The organism is Geomonas sp. Red32 (assembly GCF_023652955.1).
Taxonomy (GTDB): Bacteria; Desulfobacterota; Desulfuromonadia; order Geobacterales; family Geobacteraceae; genus Geomonas.
The window spans coordinates 133,725-152,942 of sequence record NZ_JAKLOY010000003.1; the positions used below are offsets into that span (position 1 = coordinate 133,725).

The window sequence follows — 19,218 nt, forward strand, 5'->3', positions numbered from 1 at the left end:
GGCGGTTATGGTACCTGCCGTAAGGAAGATTGCGAAGAAGTTCCCGGCCAGCCGCCCACTCTCTTTCACCCTAAAGGGTTGGGAGGCACTTGCGCGCCGGAAACCCAGGCCCGCAATGGCGGTGGGGACGAGGCTCCTGGCGCTCCTGCTCGCTCTTCTTATCCCGGTCACGGCGGCGGCGCTGACACCGTCAGGAACGGTGATCAGCCATGGCTTCACGGCAGGGTTCACCACTCCGGCCGCGAGGCAGGCGGTCTCCAACCAGACCCAGGTCACCATCCAGGATCTGGCCGGCCCGGGGCTCGCGCCGCCGAGGACGGCGGTCACCGCGGCAGGGCGCCCGGTGGATTTCCTCCACACGGTCACCAACCGGGGGAACGCGGCCGATTCCTTCCAGCTCAGGGCCGTGGTGCTGCAAGCCACCTTCGCCCAGGATGGCGTGCTCCCCCAGGTGCAGTATTTCGCCTCCGATGGCAAGAGCCCCTTGGCGGCCACTGCCTCCGGCGACGGGATGATCGGACCCATCGCTCCGGGTGCCTCGGCGGATTTCGTCGTGCGGATCACTCCACCGCCCGGCAAAGACGGGATCATGGACATCGTTACCCTCACCGCCATCTCCACGTTATTCCCCTCGCGAAGCGCGTCGTTGAAAGACCAGCTGCTGATACCGGCGCCGGGGGGGCTGGCCGCGCCGGTCATCGAGGTCGATCCGCCAGGAAGCGTGCTGGCAGGGACTCTCCTCACCTACCGGATTACCGTTGCCAACGGGGGACTCCTCGATCTTCCCTCGGTGCGGCTTACCGATCTCATCAATCCGCTGCTGGAGTATCAGGCGGGGAGCGTGGTCTTCCCGGATGGGGTGACCGGGGTGGCGACGTGGGATGCCGCTACCGGGAATCTCTACTTCGACCTGGCCACGCTTCCTATCGGCTATGCGGGGACCATCACCTTCCAGGCGAGGATCCGGCCCGGGGTCTCCGGTGGGGTTGCGGTCGCCAACAACGTCACGGCGACCAGTGCGGTGACAACGGCTCCGGTGCTCTCCAACACGGTCATCAACAGTGTGGTGGCCACCGGGCTGCGGGTCACCAAGTCCGCCGGGTCCGCCACCGCCGAGGTGGGGGATGCCGTCTCGTATTCCGTGCTGGTCGAAAACGATGGCGCTGCGGACCTTTCCCACCTGGCCCTTTACGACAGTCTTCCCCTGGGCTTCCGGCTTGTCAAAGGGAGCGCCGCTGTGGACGGGATGGCGGCGGGCGATCCGCAGGGCGCCGGGGAGGATACCAGGTGGGACCTGGGGAGTGTTGCCGCCGGTGGGAGAAAGACGCTCACCTATCGCTGTGCGGTTTCCGGTGACGTACCCGTCGGGCTGGCGGTCAACGTGGCGGCCGCCTCGGGAAGCACGGCGACGGGAGTGCCGGTGATGTCGGCGCCGGCGTCTGCGTCGGTGAGGGTGCGGTCGTCGATCCTCGGGGACAAGGCGATCGTCATGGGGCGGGTCTTCGTGGACCGCGATGGCAATGGGGTGCCGGGGCCCGGCGAGCCGGGGGTGCCGGGGGTGCGGATCTACCTGGAGGATGGTTCGTACTCCTTCACCGACTCGGAGGGGCAGTATTCCTTCACGGGGGTGGCGGCGGGGATGCATGTCGTGAAGATCGACCGGAATACACTGGCCCCCGGGTTGCGGGCGGTGCCGTACAACACCGCCTTCGCCGGGGTGGGGTGGTCACAGTTTGTGGCGGTGCCGTTCGGGGGACCGGCTCGGGGGGATTTTGCGGTGGTGGATGGTCGGACAACAGGGACAACAGGGACAACAGGGACAACAGGGACAACAGGCGCTGTCGGAGTAGCCGGGGTAGCCGGGGTAGCTGGGGTAGCTGGGGTAGCTGGGGTAGCCGGGGTAGCCGGGGTAGCGGCACCCGATGGGCAGCCGGCACCGGGCGGGCAGCGCGCCCTGGCGGTGGCGACACGCATCCGGTTGACCCCGGACCGGCTCGACGTCCCCGCCGATGGCAAGACGGTGGTCCCCTTCACGGTGGAGACACTGGATGCCCGCGGCAAAAGGGTACCCGGTCCGGCCATGGTCACGGTTTCCCTCTCCCGGGGCGCCATCGTCGACCCCGACTGCGATCCCGCGCTCCCCGGCCACCAGGTCCTCATCAACGACGGTGCCGGAATCTTCCGCGTCCGGGCCGCTCAGAAGGCCGGCCAGGACCGCATCACGGTGAGCGGCGGGCAGGGGGGCTCCGGCTCGGTCGACCTCTTCTTCTCGAACCAGCTCCGCGACTGGATCCTGGTCGGCCTCGGCGACCTTACGGCCGGTACCCGCGGCGTGAGCGGACATATCGAAAACATCGACCGCCAGGACCGCTTCGAGTCCGGCATCTTCCACGAGGAACGGCTCGCCTTCTTCACCCGCGGCCAGATCCTCGGCAAATACCTCCTCACCGCCGCCTACGACTCGGACAAGAAGCCACCCGACGGGGTCTTCCAGACCATCGACCCCGAGAAGTACTACCCCGTTTACGGGGACGCCTCGGATATCGGCTACGAGGCGCAATCCCGCGGAAAGATCTACTTCAAACTGGAGGCGGGCCGCTCCTACCTCCTCGCCGGGGACTTCAAGACGGACCTCTCGGAGAACGAATTCTCCCGCTACGACCGCGCGCTCAACGGGGTCAAGTTCGAACTCAACACGCGCGAGATGGACGTCAAGGGGTTCGAAAGCCGCAGCGACCAAGAGACGGTCCGGGACGAGATCCCCGGCAACGGCACCTCGGGGTACTACTTCCTCTCCCATAAGCCGGTCTTCGAGAACAGCGAGCGGGTGCGGATCGAGGTCCGGGACCGCTACCACTCGGAACGCCTCATCTCGGTAGCCGAGAAGATCCGCTACCTCGACTACTCCATCGACTACAACTCCGGCGCCATCCTCTTCAAGGAGCCGGTCCCTTCGCTGGACCAGAACCTGAATCCGGTGACCATCGAGGTGGTCTACCAGAGCCAGGCGGGGGCCACGGAAAAGTACGTCTATGGCGGACGGGCTCTCTTCAAGTCGGAAACCGGTTCCTACGTCGGCGGTACTGCGGTGGTCGAGCAGAAGAGCTTCAAGGATTCCACCCTCTACGGTCTCGACGGCGGCTTGAAGATAGGCGAGCGGCTGAGCCTCAAGGGGGAGGGGGCGGTGAGCGATACGCTCGAGCACGGGCGCGGGAGCGCCTGGAAGACGGAGCTCACCGCCAATCCCTTCGATGCGCTCACCGTCGGCGGCTATTACCGGAAGGTGGAGGCCGACTTCGTGAACCCCTCGATGACCGGCAACGAAACCGGCACCAACAAGTTCGGCGGCCGCCTCGATTACCGCGGTCTGCCGGACACGCTCCTCTTCGCCGAAAGCTTCGTCGCCAAGGACGAGATCAACGGCACCTGCCAGTTCGGGAACCAGGCCGGTGTTCTCCGCAAGTTCTCCCTCTTCGAGGCGGAAGGCGGCTTCAAGAGGATCGAGGAGGATACGGGGAGTTCGGAGGGGCATTCGGACCTTATCTACGGCGGCATCAAGGGCCCCCTCGCTCCGCGCCTCGACGCGACCTTGCGGCAGGACTTGCTCCTCGCCCCTTCGACGGTGGCGGAGTACCAGTCGCGCACCTTCCTGAAGCTCGACTACCGTTTGAACGACGCCACCAAGCTCTTCGTCACCGAGGAGTACCAGGAAGGGAGCCCGCTCATTCGCCAGGCGACCAGGGCCGGGGTAGAGAGCCGCCTGACGGAGAAAATGCGGCTCGTCACCGGCTACCAGCTCTCCAGCGGACTGGGGGGAAGCAGCGATCAGAGCAGCGTTGACCTCAACACGAAGCTCCTCGACCGCGACGGGATAAGCCTGGAATCGCGCACCGGCTACCAGCTGGAGCACGCCCTGTCGCAGGAGAGAGGGCAGGCGATCCTGGGCCTGAACAGCCGCTACCGCCTCATGGAAGGGCTTCTCTTGAACGGTTCGCTCGAGCGGGTGCAGACCGTGCAGGGGGATTCCGGCACTCGGACCGCCTTTGCCATGGCCGGTGAATACCTGCGCCAGAAGGATCTCAAGGCCACCGGCCGCTACGAGTTCCGGACCGGACCCGGCGATACCAGCTCGCTCTACGGGGCCTCGCTTGCCTACCGCGCCACCAGTCAGTGGACCCTCCTCGCCAAGGGGACCTTCTCCGACCACGACCTCGCCACTGGCCACGACCGGCTTTTAGACAGCTACTTGGGGACCGCGTACCGTCCGCTGGAGGGGAGCGCGCTGCAACTGTTGACCCTGGCCCGCTACAAGCTCGACGACAACGAAACCGCCGGGACCGGCACCACCCGGAGCTTCATCCTCTCCGCGGAGCCGACCTGGCGCGTGGTGAAGGATTGGACCCTCCAGGGGAAGTATGCGGGAAAGGTGGCCTGGCAAAGCCTCCTGGGACAGAGCTCCCGGACCTATACCGACCTCATCCTGGGGGGGATCTCCTACGACCTCGCTGAGCGCTGGGAACTCTACCTCTACCTGAAACTCATGAACCAGTACGACACCGGTCTCCACAGCTTCGGCGCCATCGCGGGTGCGGGGTACCGGGTCTACCGCAATGTGGTGCTGAAAGCGGGCTACAACTACGCCCGGCTCGACGACCGCGACCTGACCGGAGAGAGCTTCCAGGGGCAGGGGCCCTTCGTCGGCATCAAGGTCAAGTTCGACGAGGATATGTTCGAGAGCTCGGAGGCCAAGGTTGTCCCACTCCCCGCTCCTCCCAAGGCCGCCCACGTGGAGCCGCCCGCCGCCCAGCCGACGGTTACCGTGCAGACGGCTCCTCCTGTGCGGCTCCTGAAGGTGGCGGCGGAGCGGGTGGACGAGCCGCTGAGGCTTTCGGGGAGCGCCGAGCTCTTCACCCTGCTCGTCAACGGCGGACCGGTCCGGCTCCCCTCCACCGACGTCACCGTTACCCGCGAGCGGCTGAAACGGGAGGCGAACCTCAAGGTCGCTACCCTCGTTACCCCGCAGGCCTTCCTCGCCCGGGTGGGAGATCCCGCTTCGGTTGCCGCCTGGGGGCTCGTCATCATGAACCAGGAGGGCGCCCCGGTTAACGAGGTGAAGGGTGAAGGCGCGCCTCCCGCCCGCATCGCTTGGGGAAACGGGAGTGGGGCGGCCCCGTTGCAGCAGGGCAAGATCTACCAGTACCAGCTCCGTGTGGTCTACCGCGACGGCTCCACCTTCGCCACCGGCAGGGATCTCTTCGGCATCGACAAGGGGGAGGCGGTACTCCTGACCCTGGCTGGCGGCGCCTTCGTCTTCGATACCTGGAACCTCACCCCGGAGGCGAAGCGTCTCCTCAAGGGGGCGGCACGGGTGATCCGGGCCCACCCGAAGGAAAGGGTGATCGTGGAGGGGCACACTGACGCCATCGGCACCGTCGCCTACAACATGGAGCTCTCCCGTAAGCGCTGCCAGTCGGCGGTCGATTACCTTATCCGCGAGGAGGGGATCGCCCCGTCGCGGCTCATCCGGCGCTGGTACGGGAAGTCGCGTCCGGTGGCGGATAACGTCACCACTGCCGGGCGGCGCGCCAACCGCCGTGTGGAGCTCAAGGGGGATTTCACCGACATCGTCCCGGTCAAGCCCGACGACCGCTACCGCACCGCGCCGTACCTGGTGGTGAACGGGAGCCGTATCCCGGTGGACCGGATGGGGCGCTTCGACACGGACGTCCCCGCCGATAACGTGCTCCTCGACATCGAGATGGGGGACTCCCAGGGGAGGATGCTTGCCACCACCCTTCCGGTCCCCGGCATCAGGGTCGCCGGCCCGGCAGGCGAGAAGAGGGTTCCCCATGGCAAGGGGGATGGATGGCTGGCGGTGGACGGGCAGGGGAGGGGACGCTGCACCCTCTCCGGAAGCGTCGAACCGGGCAGCTCCCTCGAGATCGATGGGAGCCCGGTCCCGGCCGAATCGGGCGCCTTCTCCGTCGAGCTCCCGGTGGCCAGGGGAGAGCGGGTGATCGGGATGGTGCTCCGCAACGGGATCGGATGCTCCAGGCTTCTCAACATCCGGCTCACGAGCGAGGAGTTGATCGAACCCGGGGAGGAGAAGCGATGAAAGGGGCGAAGCTGCCCAAAGGGTGGGGAACGGCGGCGCTGGAGGCGGGAGGTGCGCTCGTGCTGGTGCTCGTTCTTTTCTCGCTGTTCTTCGCCTTTCTCTACGCACTCTTTCCAAGCGGAACGCCGCTCAAGGAAATGGTGGGAGGCTCCAGCGAGCCGCTTCCCGGCCGCCTTGCCGGGGGGAGGCAGGTGGAGGCGACCCTTTCCTCGCTTCGCCACGACGTCCGCTTCAGGAGGGGGGATTCCATCGCCTGGGGTGGCGCGAGCCAAGGGTTGCCGCTCTACAGCCGGGACGCCGTGCAGACCCTGGACGATTCGGGCGCCGAGATATCCTTCGCCCCCAAGGACCGCCTCTACCTCGGGAGCAATTCCCTCATGGTGGTGACCAGGACTAACGCCGAGGAGCCGGAGAGCCCGCGGAACTACCGGGTCCAGGTGGAGGGAGAGGTGCGGGGGAATCTCTCGGCCGGAAGGAAGATGCGGGTGGAAGTCGCCGCCGCGGGGCATGTCGCTGCCATCGCCCCGGGGGCGGCGCGTTTCGTCATCTCCCCCGCAGGCGGCGGGTCCCAAAGCCTCGCGGTCTACGCCGGAAGCGCCAGCATCGTGACCGGGGGAGGTGTGGTGCGGATCCCTGCCAATTACGGGATCATGCTGAGGCAGGGGAGGGCGCTGGGGCGCCCCGTCAGGCTCCCGGACGCGCCACGGTTGACCGGGGAAAAATCGAGCTACCTCTACCGGTTGGTGCCCCCCAAGGCACGTTTCGCCTGGAGTGCTCCGGCCGGGCGCTTCCATTTCCAGCTCGCGGATTCGCCCCGCTTTGCCGCCCCCCTCCTCGACGAAAAGCTCATCTGCAACGGGGCTCCCGCCGGTAGCCGGGGAACCGGCGCCGGAGCGGCATCCGCCGCCAGCGAGGGGGGCGTTACCTGCCGCCGGGAAGACGCGGGGAAAGCCGGTGCGGCCCAGGCTGCTGCCCTCCGCTATCCCAAGGGGCCCTCCCTCTCCCATACCTGGAATGCGGGCAATCTCTCCAAGGGATCCTACTACTGGCGGGTAAGCAGGATCGAAGAGGGGAGGGAGGGGGCGTTCAGCCGGGCCGGGGAGTGCGAGCTCGTCCAGAAACTGGGGACCCCGGAGCTGAAGGTCGACTTTCCGACCCATAAGGTGAGACCCGGGCTCTACCTTTTGAGCGGCAGGGCGGGGGCCGGCTCCCGGGTCTTCGTCGACGGTGTTGAGATCCCCCTCGAGCAGGCCGGGAAGTTCCAGCATCCCCTGCGGCTGCGGGCCGGGGTCAACCTCATCCGGGTGGAGGCCTTCGACGCGGCAGGCAACGCCAGCTATGCCTCCCGTGTCGTCTACGGCGACCCCGATACCCCGCCCCCCGCGGTGCCGTGACCGCCGCCAACCAAGGAGGACGCATGAGAATCAAGCCGAAAGTTCCCCTCAGGTTCAAGATGCTGGTGGCCATGCTGCTGGTCGTCTCGGTGGTTCTGAGCGTCATCACCTTCACCATGGCGAGGCTCTTCCACGTCGACAAGACCGCCTACATCCACGACCTCACCTCCACCGTGGTGCTCCATACCGCCGCCGAGGCCAATGCCCTGATGACCGGCTACCGGGAGCGGCTCCGCCTCTTCTCCAAGGTAATGGGGGGGGAGGTGGATCCGGAACGGCAGCGGGTTCTCAAGGGGCTGTTCGAGGAGTTCGGCGAGTTCGTCATGGTGACCAGGACGACTCCCGACGGCGAGGAGACCGTCTACGATGCGGCAGGGCTCCAAGCGGCCGGTGTCGCCAGGGAGGAGCTGGAGCGGTACCGGGAGCGCCATCTCCCACCCGCCACCCTCACCGCGGGGGAGTCCCACGTCGAGAACTCCACGGTCTCTCCCAAGCTCCCTACCCTTACCCTGACGATCTGCGAACCGTCGGCAAACGGCGCCGAAGCGGTGACCGCCTCGGCGGTGATCCGGCTGGACCGGTTGCAGGGACTCGCCCGCCGCTCGCGGGTCTTCGAGACCTTCCTGCTCGACTCCAACGGGACCTTCCTCGCGCATTCGGACAAGATGAAGATCGGGGCCGCCGTGGCCCGGGGGTGGCGGGAACGGGTGGGACGGCTTCCCGGCTCCGGCACCACCATGGAGTACCGGAGCGACGGCCGGGGGATGGTAGGTGGATTTTCTCCCATCGCCTGCGGGAAGCTCACCGCCGGGGTCCAGATCCCCAAGAGCGCCGCCTACCTCACCTCCCGAAAGCTCCTCTCCGACCTCCTCGCGGTCTCCCTTTCTCTCCTGGCCGCCGCCTCATTGCTGAGCCTCTTCTGGTCCCGGCGGCTCACCCGTCCCATCGAGAAGCTATCCGAGGCGACCCGCATGGTGGGGCAGGGGCGCTTCGACATCGAGGTCAAGACCGATTCCTCCGACGAGATCGGTGCCCTGGCGGATTCCTTCAACACGATGGCGGTGGAGTTGAACGGGAGGGAGAAGGCGCTCAAGGAGCTCTATGCCCAGCTGGTCCAGTCGGAGAAGATGGCCGCCTTCGGTGCTCTGGGAGCCGGGATCGCCCACGAGGTGAAGAACCCACTGGCGGGTATCCTGGGGATCGCCCAGCTCTCGATGCGGGGGGTGGAGGAGAGTACCTCGATCGGCAAGAACCTGAAGATCATCGAGAAAGAGACCAAGCGCTGCAAGAACATCATCGAGAACCTCCTGAAGTTCGCGCGGCAGGAGCGGGTGGAGTTCGAGGAGGTCGATCTTCGCCAGGTGGTCTCCGATGCCATTGCCATCGTGGACCACCAGCTGGGGATCAACAGCATCCGGGTGGAGAAGGAGCTGGCCGATCGGCTCCCCGCCTGCTCCGGCAACGCTAACCAGCTCCAGCAGGTGCTCATGAACCTGATGATCAACGCCCAGCAGGCGATGTCCGGTTCCCCCGGCACCATCCGGCTGACCGCGAGGGAGGGGGCGCAGGGGTGGCTGGAGCTGCGGATCGCCGACAGCGGCCCGGGCATACCTGAGAAGATCAGGGCGAAGATCTTCGACCCCTTCTTCACCACCAAGCCTGCCGGGCAGGGGACCGGTCTTGGCCTCTCGGTGACTTACGGGATCGTAAAAGACCACGGAGGCGACATCCGCGTCGAAGGCGGGGAAGGGGAGGGGGCGACCTTCGTGATCACGCTCCCCACGTTGGGGACGTTGTAGGGTGGGCAACCCCCTGCCCACCGGCCTTTTGAGACTGTCGGACCCGCGTGGGCACGGGGTGCCCACCCTACAGAATGCTACGGTAGGATAAGGAGGTAGAGCCATGAATCTACTGGTCGTTGATGATGAGGAGACCTTGAGAAGCGTGCTGTTACAGGTCTTGGAGGCGGATGGTTTCAAGGTGTCGGAGGCCGCCAGCGGGGAGGAGGCGCTGCAGTCCTTCCGGGAGGTGTCGCACCCCCTGGTGATCACCGACATCCGGATGGGTGGAATGAGCGGGATCGAGCTGCTGACCGAGATCAAGCAGCATAATCCCGATACCCAGGTGGTGATCATGACCAGCCATGCCTCGCTCGACAGTGCGGTAACCTGCCTACGGGCGGGTGCCTACGACTACCTGATCAAGCCTTTCGAGAGCCTGGATCTCATCTCGGCGGTGGCCGGGCGGGCTGCGGAAAAGGCGAGGCTGGTGGCCCAGAACCGCGAGCTTGTGGAACAGTTGAAGCGGACCAACGAGGAGCTGCAGCAGGCCAACGATGCACTCAAAGAGATGGCGGTCCGGGACGGATTGACCGGGCTTTTCAACCACCGCTACTTCCAGGAGTCGCTCGCCAAGGAGATCAGCCGGGCCAAGCGGTACCAGAAGCACTGCTCGCTCATCTTCATGGACGTCGATCACTTCAAGGTCTACAACGACACCCACGGCCATCCGGAGGGGGACAGCCTTTTGAAGACCCTGGCGGGGATCCTTAAATCGGGGGTGCGGTGCTCGGACGTCGCGGCGCGCTATGGGGGAGAGGAGTTCGTGCTGATGCTTCCGGAGACCTCGAAGCAGGATGCCGTGCGGATCGCCGAGTCGATCAGGTCGCGGGTAGCGGATGAGCCCTTCCCCGGCCGCGACAAGCAGCCGCTCGGTATCGTGTCGGTCAGCGTCGGCGTCGCCTGTTATCCGGACGACGGCATCGACGCCCCCTCCCTCCTCTCCTTCGCCGACCGTCTCCTCTACGAGGTCAAACGCAGCGGCCGCAACCGCGTCCTAGGACAACCGCCACCGGTGACGGACAGGTGACTGGAACCGCTAATGACTCCCTCTCCTTCAAGGAGAGGGGCGGGGTGAGGATGGGGTAGTCGTGGGGAACTGATGGGAGAGACACTCTTACAAAAAAAGGGGTTACGGCAGCGCGCCGTAACCCCTTTTTTATTTCTGGATCGCCACGAGTCCGGCCCGGCCGGGGAGCTCGCCCATATACATCTCGGCGTCGGGGGCGTCCTTGCCGAAGAGAGCGGCCGCTTCGGCCAAGGTGACGAAGCGGACGCCCAGCCGCTGCAGGTGCTCGATCAGCCTGATGAACGACTCGGACATGATCCCTCCTTCCATCTCAGCGTGGATGGTATGGACGTTCAGCCCCGGCTTCAGCTTTGAGAGGTAGAAATCGTTGACGTTGCCGGCGGTGACACCGTCGGTACCGATGATCTCGTCCAAGGTAGGCCAGGTGCTGGGGATCTGGAGAGTGGCGTAGCGCTTCCCTGCGAAGACGGGGTAGAAGGGGGCGTAACCGCGGGAGTCGCTGCAAAAGTCGAGCTTCATGCTGTCCTGGAGGGCGAGCGAGGTGGCGGAGACGGTCCAGCCGGGTGCGGCGGTGGTGGCCGGGCGGGCTCCCATGATCTTCTGGAAGAGATCTGCCGCCTGGCCCATTTCCTTGGCCACCTGCACCTCGCTGAGGCGCGGCAGGTAGTCGTGCCAGTATACGTGGTCCCAGCAGTGGACGCCGGTCTCGTGCCCCTGCGCGGCCGTGGTGCGTAGCACCTCCGGGAACGAGGACGCGATCTGGGGAGCGGGCAGCAGTGTCCCGTACATCATGGTCTTCAGCCCGTAGGCGCCCGGCGCCTTGGTGCGGAGCATCTTCTGGAGGAACCCCTTGCGGGTGAAGATCCGCCGGATCGCCTTGCCGGAGTTGTCCGGCCCCATGGAGAAGTAGAAAGTGGAGCGGATGCCGGCCTGCTCCATGATGTCCAAAAGACGCGGAACTCCGTCGCGGGTTCCGACGTAGGTATCGACGTCGACTTTGAGGGCTACGTAGGTCATTGGTGGGGGACCTCGAGAGGGGGCTACACGTTCCCCCCTTGTCAAAGGGGGGACAGGGGGGATTTGCCTTCATGCCAGGGTACTACTGCGTGGAAGCCTCCCCCACCCCCTGCCCCCCTCCCACAAGGGGAGGGGGGCAGGGGGTGGGGTGAGAATAGGACGGTTTAGAGCAGGTGCTCGATCTTCTCGCGCTGCTCGATGAGGTAGAAATCGAGGGTTTTCCTGAGAGCATCGTCGATGCTGGTGGTCGGCTCCCACCCAAGCTTCTTCTTGGCGTTCTTGACGGACGGGACGCGGTTAAGCATGTCCTGGTAACCCTTACCGTAGAAGCTGTCGGAGGTGGTCTCGACGATCTGGCAGTTGTTGGCCTTCTCCTCGTAGCCCGGGTACTCCTTCACTAGGTCGCGCAGTTTGAGGGCCAGCTCCTTCACGGAGAGGTCGTTCACCGGGTTACCGATGTTGAAGATGCCGCTGTCGGCGCATCCGTCCTTGTTCTCGATGATCTTCATGAGGGCGTCGATCCCGTCCTCGACGAAGGTGAAGGAGCGGCGCTGGTTGCCGCCGTCCACCAGGGAGATCGGCTCCCCGGCCAGGATGTTGTAGAGGAACTGGGTCAGCACGCGGGAGCTGCCCTCTTTGGCGGTGGAGATGGAGTCGAGCTTGGGGCCGATCCAGTTGAAGGGGCGGAACAGGGTGTAGCGGAGCCCTTCGTGCTCGCCGTAGGCATAGATGACGCGGTCGAGCATCTGCTTAGCGCAGGAGTAGATCCAGCGCTCCTTGTTGATCGGGCCGAGCATGAGCGGCGAGTTTTCCTCGTCGAACTCGGCGTCCGGGCTCATGCCGTACACCTCGGAGGTGGACGGGAAGATGACCCGCTTCTTGTATCTCACGCACTGGCGGATGATCTTGAGGTTTTCCTCGAAGTCGAGCTCGAACACGCGCAGCGGATCCTTGACGTAGGTGACGGGGGTGGCGATGGCCACCAGCGGCAGCACCACGTCGCACTTCTTGATGTTGTACTCGATCCACTCCTTGTTGATGGTGATGTCACCCTCGAGGAAGTTGAAGCGGGGGTGTCCCATCGAATGCTCGAGCTTGTCGCAGCTCATGTCCAGACCGTAGACTTCCCAGTCGGTGGTGTCCAGGATTCTCCTGGTGAGGGCGTTGCCGATGAAGCCGTTGACGCCGAGGATAAGAACTTTCATGTTGTCTCCAATCTATGGTTTTTCAAATTGTCTTCTAAGAAAAGCAGGTTGTCCTGCGAATAGGTATGCAATTCCCCTCCCCTTGAGGGAGGGGGCGAGGGGGTGGGGGAGGGGAGGTTAGGAGAAGCTGCCGCCCTTTATCCCCGCCAGCCGCACGTATTCCCTTGCCTCGACTTCCGCTGCTCCGTCCTCCTGAAGGGAACGGATCTCCAGCAGACCGGCGCCGGTGCCGACCCTGAGGGGCTCGACGCTGACGATCTTCCCCGGCTCTCCTTCCCCTTCCACCGGGATGGCTTTCCAGATCAGCACCTTCTTCCCGTCCAGCTCGGCGAAGGCGCCAGGGTAGGGGTGGGTCACCCCGCGGATCAGGTTGTAGATCTCCACCGCGCTCCGGTTCCAGTCGATCTTGCCGTCGGCCGGCTTGCGCCCGCCGAAGTAGCTCCCGGTCTTGAGATCCATGGGAATCCTGGGGGCGGTGCCATTAATCAGCAGCGGGAACGAGCGGGAGATCACCTTGACGGCGGCCTCGGTGACCTTGCCGAACACGTCGTGGGCGGTGTCGGTGAACTCGATGGCCACCTTCTCCTGGTCCACGATATCCCCGGCGTCCGGCTTCTCCACCATGTAGTGCAAGGTGGCGCCCGTCTCGGTCTCGCCGTTGATGACTGCCCAGTTGATGGGCACCCGTCCGCGGTACTTCGGGAGATAGGAGCCGTGCAGGTTCAATGCGCCCCTCTTCGGAATCTCCAGCACCTCCGGCTTGATCATGTTCCGGTAATAGAAGGAAAGGAGCAGGTCGGGCGCGATCTCGCGCACGCGGGCGACGTTCTCCGGGAGGTTGATGTCGCCGGTCTCGGTGGGTATTCCGTGCTTCGCCGCCAGCTTACGCACCGACTCGAACCAGATCTCCTCTGTCGCCGAGTCTTCGTGGGTGAAAACCAGCGCCACTTCGGCCCCCTGGCGGAGCAGTTCGGAAAGGCAGCGGTAGCCGACGTTGTGGTAGGCGCAGACGATAATCTTCCCGCTCACCAGTTCACCCCCGTCCCTTCGTCGCCGCCGTGGACTTTTCTCACCACGTAGCGCGGACGGCGGCGGACCTCCTGGTAGATCCTCCCCACGTACTCGCCCACGATGCCGATCCCGAAGATGATCACCCCGACAAAGAAGAAGAGGATGGCGAACAGGGTGAAGACCCCCTCCACCTCGGCGCCGATGATGAAGCGGCGGATCAAGAGGAACAGGGCGAAGCCGATGGAGGCCAGCGAGGTGAAGATTCCCATCAGGGCGAAGAGCTGCAGCGGGACCACGGAAAAGCCGGTCATCAGGTCAAAGTTCAGCCTGATCAGCTTGTAGAGCGAGTACTTGCTCTCACCCTCGCTCCTTTCCGCGTGCGCGACCTGGATCTCGGTCGGGTTGGCGGCGAAGGTCTGGGCGAGGGCCGGTATGAAGGTGGTGGTTTCCTGGCAGCGGTTGATGTTGTCGATGATATGGCGATGATAGGCGCGCAGCATGCAGCCGTAGTCGCTCATCTTCATCCCAGTCATCTTGTTGGTGGTGATGTTGACGATCTTGGAGGCGCCGCGGCGGAAGAAGGTATCCTGGCGTTTTTGCCGGATGGTCCCCACCACGTCGTGTCCCTTCTCGATCTCGGCGACCAGCTTGGGAATCTCCTCGGGAGGGTTCTGCAGGTCGGCGTCGAGGGTGATGACGATGTCGCCGCGGCTCCGCTCGAACGCGGCCAGGATTGCCATGTGCTGGCCGAAGTTGCCGTTGAACTCGATCACCCGGAGCTCGGGGATCGTTTCAGTCATGGCTTTGAGGATGGGAAGGGTGCGGTCGCGGGAGCCGTCGTCGGTGAAGATGATTTCGAAGGATTTTCCCAGCCCGCGCATGACCGGCAAGAGCCTGTCCATGAGCGACGGGAGGTTCCCCTCCTCGTTATAGGCGGGGATCACGATACTGATGTACGGTTTTTCCATGGTCTCCAGGTGCCTTTCTTATTTCCTGTTCCTGGCGATGACGGTCTTGATGGCCTCCACCACGTCGCGCGCGTCGTCCAGCGTCATGAGCGGGAAAAGCGGCAGCGAAAGGATCCGGTCGGAGGCGTAATCGGCGTGCGGCAGCTCACCCGGTTCGACGTTAAGGGTCTCGCGGTAGAAGGGGTGGTGATGGATCGCCTTGAAATGGAGGCCCGAGCCGATGTTGAGCTTTTTCAGCTCGTTCATGAACTCGTCGCGGTTGATGGTCAGCTCCTCGATCCTGATGAGCGGGGTGTAGAGGTGCCAGGCGTGCCGGTGGGGATAGGGGACCTCCAGCGGGGTGAGCACCTCGTCGACCTCGTAGAGCGCCTCCGTGTAGAAGTTGGCCAGCACGGTGCGCATCTCGATGAAGCTGTCGAGCTTCGCGAGCTGGTGCACCCCGAGGGCGGCCTGCAGGTCCATCATGTTGTACTTGAAGCCCGGCATCATGATGTCGTAGTTGGGAGTGCCGCTCGCCTGGTAGCGTTTCCACGCTTCCCGGCTCATCCCATGGAACTTCATGAGCGAGATTTCCTCGGCGAGCTGTTCGTTGCGGGTGGCGACCATCCCCCCTTCGCCGGTGGTGATGTTCTTGATGGGGTGGAAGGAGAAGACCGAGACGCTGTCGAGCGAGCCGATGCGGGCCCCCTTGTACTCGGTGCCGATGGCGTGGGCGGCATCCTCGATGACGGTGAGGTTATGCTCCTTGGCCAGGGCGAAGATCTCGTCCATGTCGCACGGCTGCCCGGCGAAGTGGACCGGGACCAGGGCGCGGGTCTTCGGGGTGATCTTTTTGCGGATTTCGTTGACGTCGATGTTGAGGGTGCCCGGCTCGATGTCGGCCAGGACCGGTTTGCCGCCTGCCTGGACGATCATGCTGACGGTGGCGGCGAAGGTCATCGGGGTGGTGATCACCTCGTCGCCGGGCTTGAGGTTCAGGGCGAGCATGACAAGGTGCAGTCCGGCGGTCGCCGAGGAGAGGGGTACCGCGTGCGGGGCGCCTACGTACTCCTTGAAGGCGTCCTCGAAACGCTTCACCTTCGGACCGGTGGTGATCCACCCGCTCCTCAGGGAATCCACCACCTCGTTGATCTCTTCTTCACCTATTGTCGGGATGGAAAAGGGAAGAAATTTCTCTCGCACGAAAAGCCCTCCTGCTCATTAGACATTGACCTGCCAATATTACATGAACAGACCCTCGGGTCAAACACTTTCCCCCGGCGCGGCAGGATTTTGAGTATACGGAGCCGATGGAGAGAGCGGAGGAAGGAAGGCCGGGTTTTACCGTAGGGTGGGCAGCGCACCACCGATGTGATTGGGTCGTAGGCGGGAGGATCAAACGACGGGCGTGGGTATCCGTCGCTCCCGGCGTCACGTCCCCCCCCTTTGCGAAGGGGGGACAAGGGGGATTTTTGCTGTACTGGGACGTGTCACAGGTGCCGGCATGGGTGCTGCGTGGAGGCTTCCCCCACCCCCTGACCCCCTCCCTCCAGGGGAGGGGGAATGCAGGTTCCCTCCCCTGGAGGGAGGGTCAGGGTGAGGATGGGGTTGGTTTGGCGGTTGAGGGTTGCGTGGCGGATGCAGTTGGCGTAGCGGTTGCCTTGGGCGTGCCGGTTTGCGTTGGCGTGGCGCTTGGCGTTGGCGTGGCGCTTGAGCTGGCCTGCTCGTCGTTGGCGAGCAGCAGGCGGTTTCCGGCCTTCATCACCAGGCGTCCCGTTTTTTTGCAGGCGGCCTGGAACTTGGCCAGTTCACCCTTCTTGACCACCACGAGGAAAGGTTTGCCGGAGTCCCACTCTTTGGCGAACTCCGGAAGGGTCGGGAACCAGGCGGCGTGGTCCCCCTGACGGCTCCCGAAGTCGAGCTCGTCGCGGTCGTCGCCGACCAGCATGACGCGGCGGTGGGTGTAGAAGGCGATCCCCTGCTGGTAATCCGACAGGCAGGCGATCTGGACATCCTGGCGGGGATCCTGCTGGATGGCGCGGGAAAGTTCCCGGGCGGAGTTCTTGACGGCGACCTGCTCGTAGATGTACGGCGGCGCCCCGGCGATAACCACGAAGGTGGCGGCGGCCAGGGGGACGATGAAGGCGGCCGGGTCCCCCTTGCGGCCGGCGATCAGGCAGACGATCCCCTGGACGAGGAAGAGGGCCCCCACCACGATTCCGGCGGTGGTCCCGATCTCGGGATTGCGGAAGGTGAACGGGTAGGCGATGGCACCGGCGCCGATCAGGATCAATAACCCCGCGGTGGCCATGCTCACGCGCCGGATCGAGGCAGCGTTCCATCCTTTGACGAACCAGTCGCCGATCAAAAGGGCCAGCGGAGGGAACACCGGAAGGATGTAAGGGATGAGCTTGGAGTTCGACTTCGAGAAGAAGGCGAAGATGATGACCGCCCAGAGGAAAAGGAAGAACTTCTCGGGATCCGCTTTCCGCTCCTTCCACCCGCTTCTCAGCGCGGCCGGAATGAACAAGGACCACGGGAGCATGGTCCCCAAAAGCACCGGGACGAAGAACCATAACGGCTGGTAGCGGTGGTGAATCTTGGTCAGAAAGCGCTGGAAATGCTCATGGATGAAGAAGAAGTGGGCGAACTCCGGGTTACGCAGTGAGACCAGCACGAACCAGGGGGCGCAGACCGCCAGGAAGACGATGGTGCCGGTGGGGATCCTCATCTCCTTGAGAAGGCGCCAGCGCCTGGTCATAAGCATGTACATGAAGATGACCGCACCCGGCAGCACGATGCCGATCAGCCCCTTGGCGAGCACGGCGAGCCCCATGAAGGCGTAGAAGAGATAGTAGTGGAGTCCCTGCCTCGGGTACCCGTCCCGCGCCGCCAGCATGAAGAAGATGAAGGCGCCGGTCAGGCAGAAGGTGAGGGTCATGTCGGTGAAGTTGATCCGGGACTGGATCACGAAGCCCACCGAGGTGCCGAGGACGATGGCGGCCAAAAGTCCGCTGCGGCGGCTGAAGAGCTGGCGCCCCACCCAGTAGGTGAGAAGGACCGTGAAAAGCCCGCAGAGAGTTCCGGGGACGCGCGCCGCCAGTTCGCCTTCGCCGAAGATCTTCAGGGAGATCACGTTCAGCCAGTAGTGAAGCGGGGGCTTCTCGAAGTACTTCACGTGGTTGAGTATCGGGGTGACGAAGTCCCCGCGCACCAGCATCTCCCGGGGGATCTCGATGTAGCGCCCCTCGTCCGGGTCGATCAGGGGGAGCCGCCCCAGGAACTGGAAAAAGAGCACCCCGAAGCCGATCAAGAGGACGCCGAGGTCCCTGATGGCGCTTCCCGCCTCGTCTCTGAAAAATTTCATTCCGCCACCTTCAAGGGTTTCTCCCGCCGGATCAGGTCGAATTCGCAGGCGCCGGGGAAGTGCGGGATCACCACCCGCTGGTTGGCGTGGGCCACCTCGAGGGGATTCCCTTCCTCGTCGCTCATTTCCGTCAGCGTAAAGGAGGTGAACTCCGCCCCCTGGCCGATCAGTTCCAGGGTGTCCCCGACCTTCAGCCGGTTTCTCACCCCCAAAAGGGTGCCGCCGTCCGGAGCGCTCCCCTGCACCATGGCCACGAACTCGTAGCTCCGGATGTAGCGGCTCAGGTACTCGTGGTCGACGTCGCGCGGCTTGCCGAACAGAAAGCCGGTGGTGTAGCCCCGGTGGCTCACCTTGCTGAGCTCTTCCAGCCATTCTTGTTTCAGCCGGTAGCCCGCCGGGTTTTCCCAGTAGCTGTCGATTGCTGCCCGGTAGACTCTGATGACGCTCGCCGCGTAGTAGATCCCCTTCATGCGCCCCTCGATCTTCAACGAGTGGACGCCGCTTTCGATGATTTCGGGGAGATGCTCGATCAGGCAGAGGTCTTTCGAATTGAAGATGAAGCTTCCGCTGTCGTCCTCGACGATCGGGAAGTATTCGCCGGGGCGGGTCTCCTCCACGATGGCGTAGTTCCAGCGGCAGGGCTGGGTACACTCCCCGTGGTTGGCGTCGCGACCGGTCATGGCGCTGGAGAGGAGGCAGCGCCCGGAGTAGGAGATACACATGGCGCCGTGGACGAAGGCCTCCAGTTCGAGGCCCGGACATTTTTGGGCGGTCTCCCGGACCTCGTCGAGCGGCACCTCGCGGGCAAGGTTCACCCGGCCCACCCCCTGGCTATGCCAGAAGGAGGCGCTTTTCCAGTTGGTGGTGTTGGCCTGGGTGGAGAGGTGGATCTCCCGGGCGGGCAGCTTCTCGCGGATGAGGGCGATGACGCCTGGGTCGGCGGCGATCAGGCCGTCGAAGGGGATGGGCTCGATCTCGTCCAGGAAGGCTTCCAGCGTTTCCAGCGCGCCGTTGCCGGGAAAGGCGTTCACCGTGAGATAGACCTTCACGCCGTGGCGGTGGGCGTAGCCGGCCGCCTCGGCCAGTTCGGCGACGGTGAAGTTGTCGGCCAGGTTGCGAAGCCCGAAGGCCTTTCCCCCCAGGTAGACGGCGTCCGCGCCGTAGCGGATCGCCACCTTCAATTTTTCCATGTTCCCGGCCGGGGCGAGGAGTTCGGGTTTTACCCTGTCCCCCCTGCGGCTGTTACCTATCGTTATGGCAGTGCTTGTCACGTATGCTCAGTTCCACGTCGCTC

The 19,218-nt window shown here is 64.5% G+C and carries 11 protein-coding genes; 4 read left to right on the forward strand and 7 right to left on the reverse strand.

All coding sequences use genetic code 11. The features are described from left to right. Nucleotides 1–115 precede the first annotated feature (115 nt). From L4X63_RS09915 to L4X63_RS09930, 4 genes are all read left to right on the forward strand, one after another. On the forward strand, nt 116–6,115 hold the full coding sequence (locus tag L4X63_RS09915; protein ID WP_250678469.1) for an OmpA family protein: 6,000 nt from the start codon (nt 116–118) through the stop codon (nt 6,113–6,115). Next, nucleotides 6,112–7,509 (forward strand): hypothetical protein, encoded by a 1,398-nt coding sequence (locus L4X63_RS09920; RefSeq protein WP_250678470.1) that lies wholly within the window; start codon nt 6,112–6,114, stop codon nt 7,507–7,509. The genes L4X63_RS09915 and L4X63_RS09920 overlap by 4 nt, the downstream gene beginning before the upstream one ends. A gap of 23 nt (nt 7,510–7,532) precedes the next feature. Continuing rightward, a complete protein-coding gene (locus L4X63_RS09925) occupies nt 7,533–9,308 on the forward strand; it encodes a sensor histidine kinase (RefSeq protein ID WP_250678471.1) in 1,776 nt (591 codons plus the stop codon). A 103-nt stretch (nt 9,309–9,411) separates the two neighbouring features. Beyond that, a complete protein-coding gene (locus L4X63_RS09930) occupies nt 9,412–10,377 on the forward strand; it encodes a diguanylate cyclase (protein WP_250678472.1) in 966 nt (321 codons plus the stop codon). Between the two features lie 129 nt (nt 10,378–10,506). On the opposite strand, the gene L4X63_RS09935 is transcribed toward L4X63_RS09930, so the two are convergent. The 7 genes from L4X63_RS09935 to L4X63_RS09965 form a co-directional block, all read right to left on the reverse strand. After that, on the reverse strand, nt 10,507–11,394 hold the full coding sequence (locus L4X63_RS09935) for a 4-deoxy-4-formamido-L-arabinose-phosphoundecaprenol deformylase (protein WP_250678473.1): 888 nt from the start codon (nt 11,392–11,394) through the stop codon (nt 10,507–10,509). A gap of 164 nt (nt 11,395–11,558) precedes the next feature. Continuing rightward, the gene (locus L4X63_RS09940) at nt 11,559–12,599 is read right to left on the reverse strand and encodes a bifunctional UDP-4-keto-pentose/UDP-xylose synthase (RefSeq protein ID WP_250678474.1); all 1,041 of its coding nucleotides are present in this window, start codon (nt 12,597–12,599) and stop codon (nt 11,559–11,561) included. Nucleotides 12,600–12,716: 117 nt separating this feature from the next. Continuing rightward, nucleotides 12,717–13,628 carry a formyltransferase gene (locus L4X63_RS09945; RefSeq protein WP_250678475.1) on the reverse strand — a complete coding sequence of 304 codons (912 nt, stop codon included), beginning with the start codon at nt 13,626–13,628 and terminating at the stop codon, nt 12,717–12,719. Then, nucleotides 13,625–14,578: a glycosyltransferase gene (locus L4X63_RS09950; protein ID WP_250678476.1), complete on the reverse strand. Its 954-nt coding sequence runs from the start codon at nt 14,576–14,578 to the stop codon at nt 13,625–13,627. Before L4X63_RS09950 ends, L4X63_RS09945 begins: the two co-directional genes overlap by 4 nt. Nucleotides 14,579–14,596: 18 nt before the next feature. Next, complete coding sequence (locus L4X63_RS09955) at nt 14,597–15,760, reverse strand: DegT/DnrJ/EryC1/StrS family aminotransferase (RefSeq protein ID WP_250678477.1); 1,164 nt, start codon at nt 15,758–15,760, stop codon at nt 14,597–14,599. Nucleotides 15,761–16,148: 388 nt separating this feature from the next. Next, nucleotides 16,149–17,924, reverse strand: coding sequence for a glycosyltransferase family 39 protein (locus tag L4X63_RS09960; RefSeq protein WP_250678478.1), 1,776 nt, complete (start codon nt 17,922–17,924; stop codon nt 16,149–16,151). Further along, nucleotides 17,921–19,114, reverse strand: coding sequence for a peptidase U32 family protein (locus L4X63_RS09965; protein WP_250678479.1), 1,194 nt, complete (start codon nt 19,112–19,114; stop codon nt 17,921–17,923). Before L4X63_RS09965 ends, L4X63_RS09960 begins: the two co-directional genes overlap by 4 nt. Between the last annotated feature and the right edge of the window lie 104 nt (nt 19,115–19,218).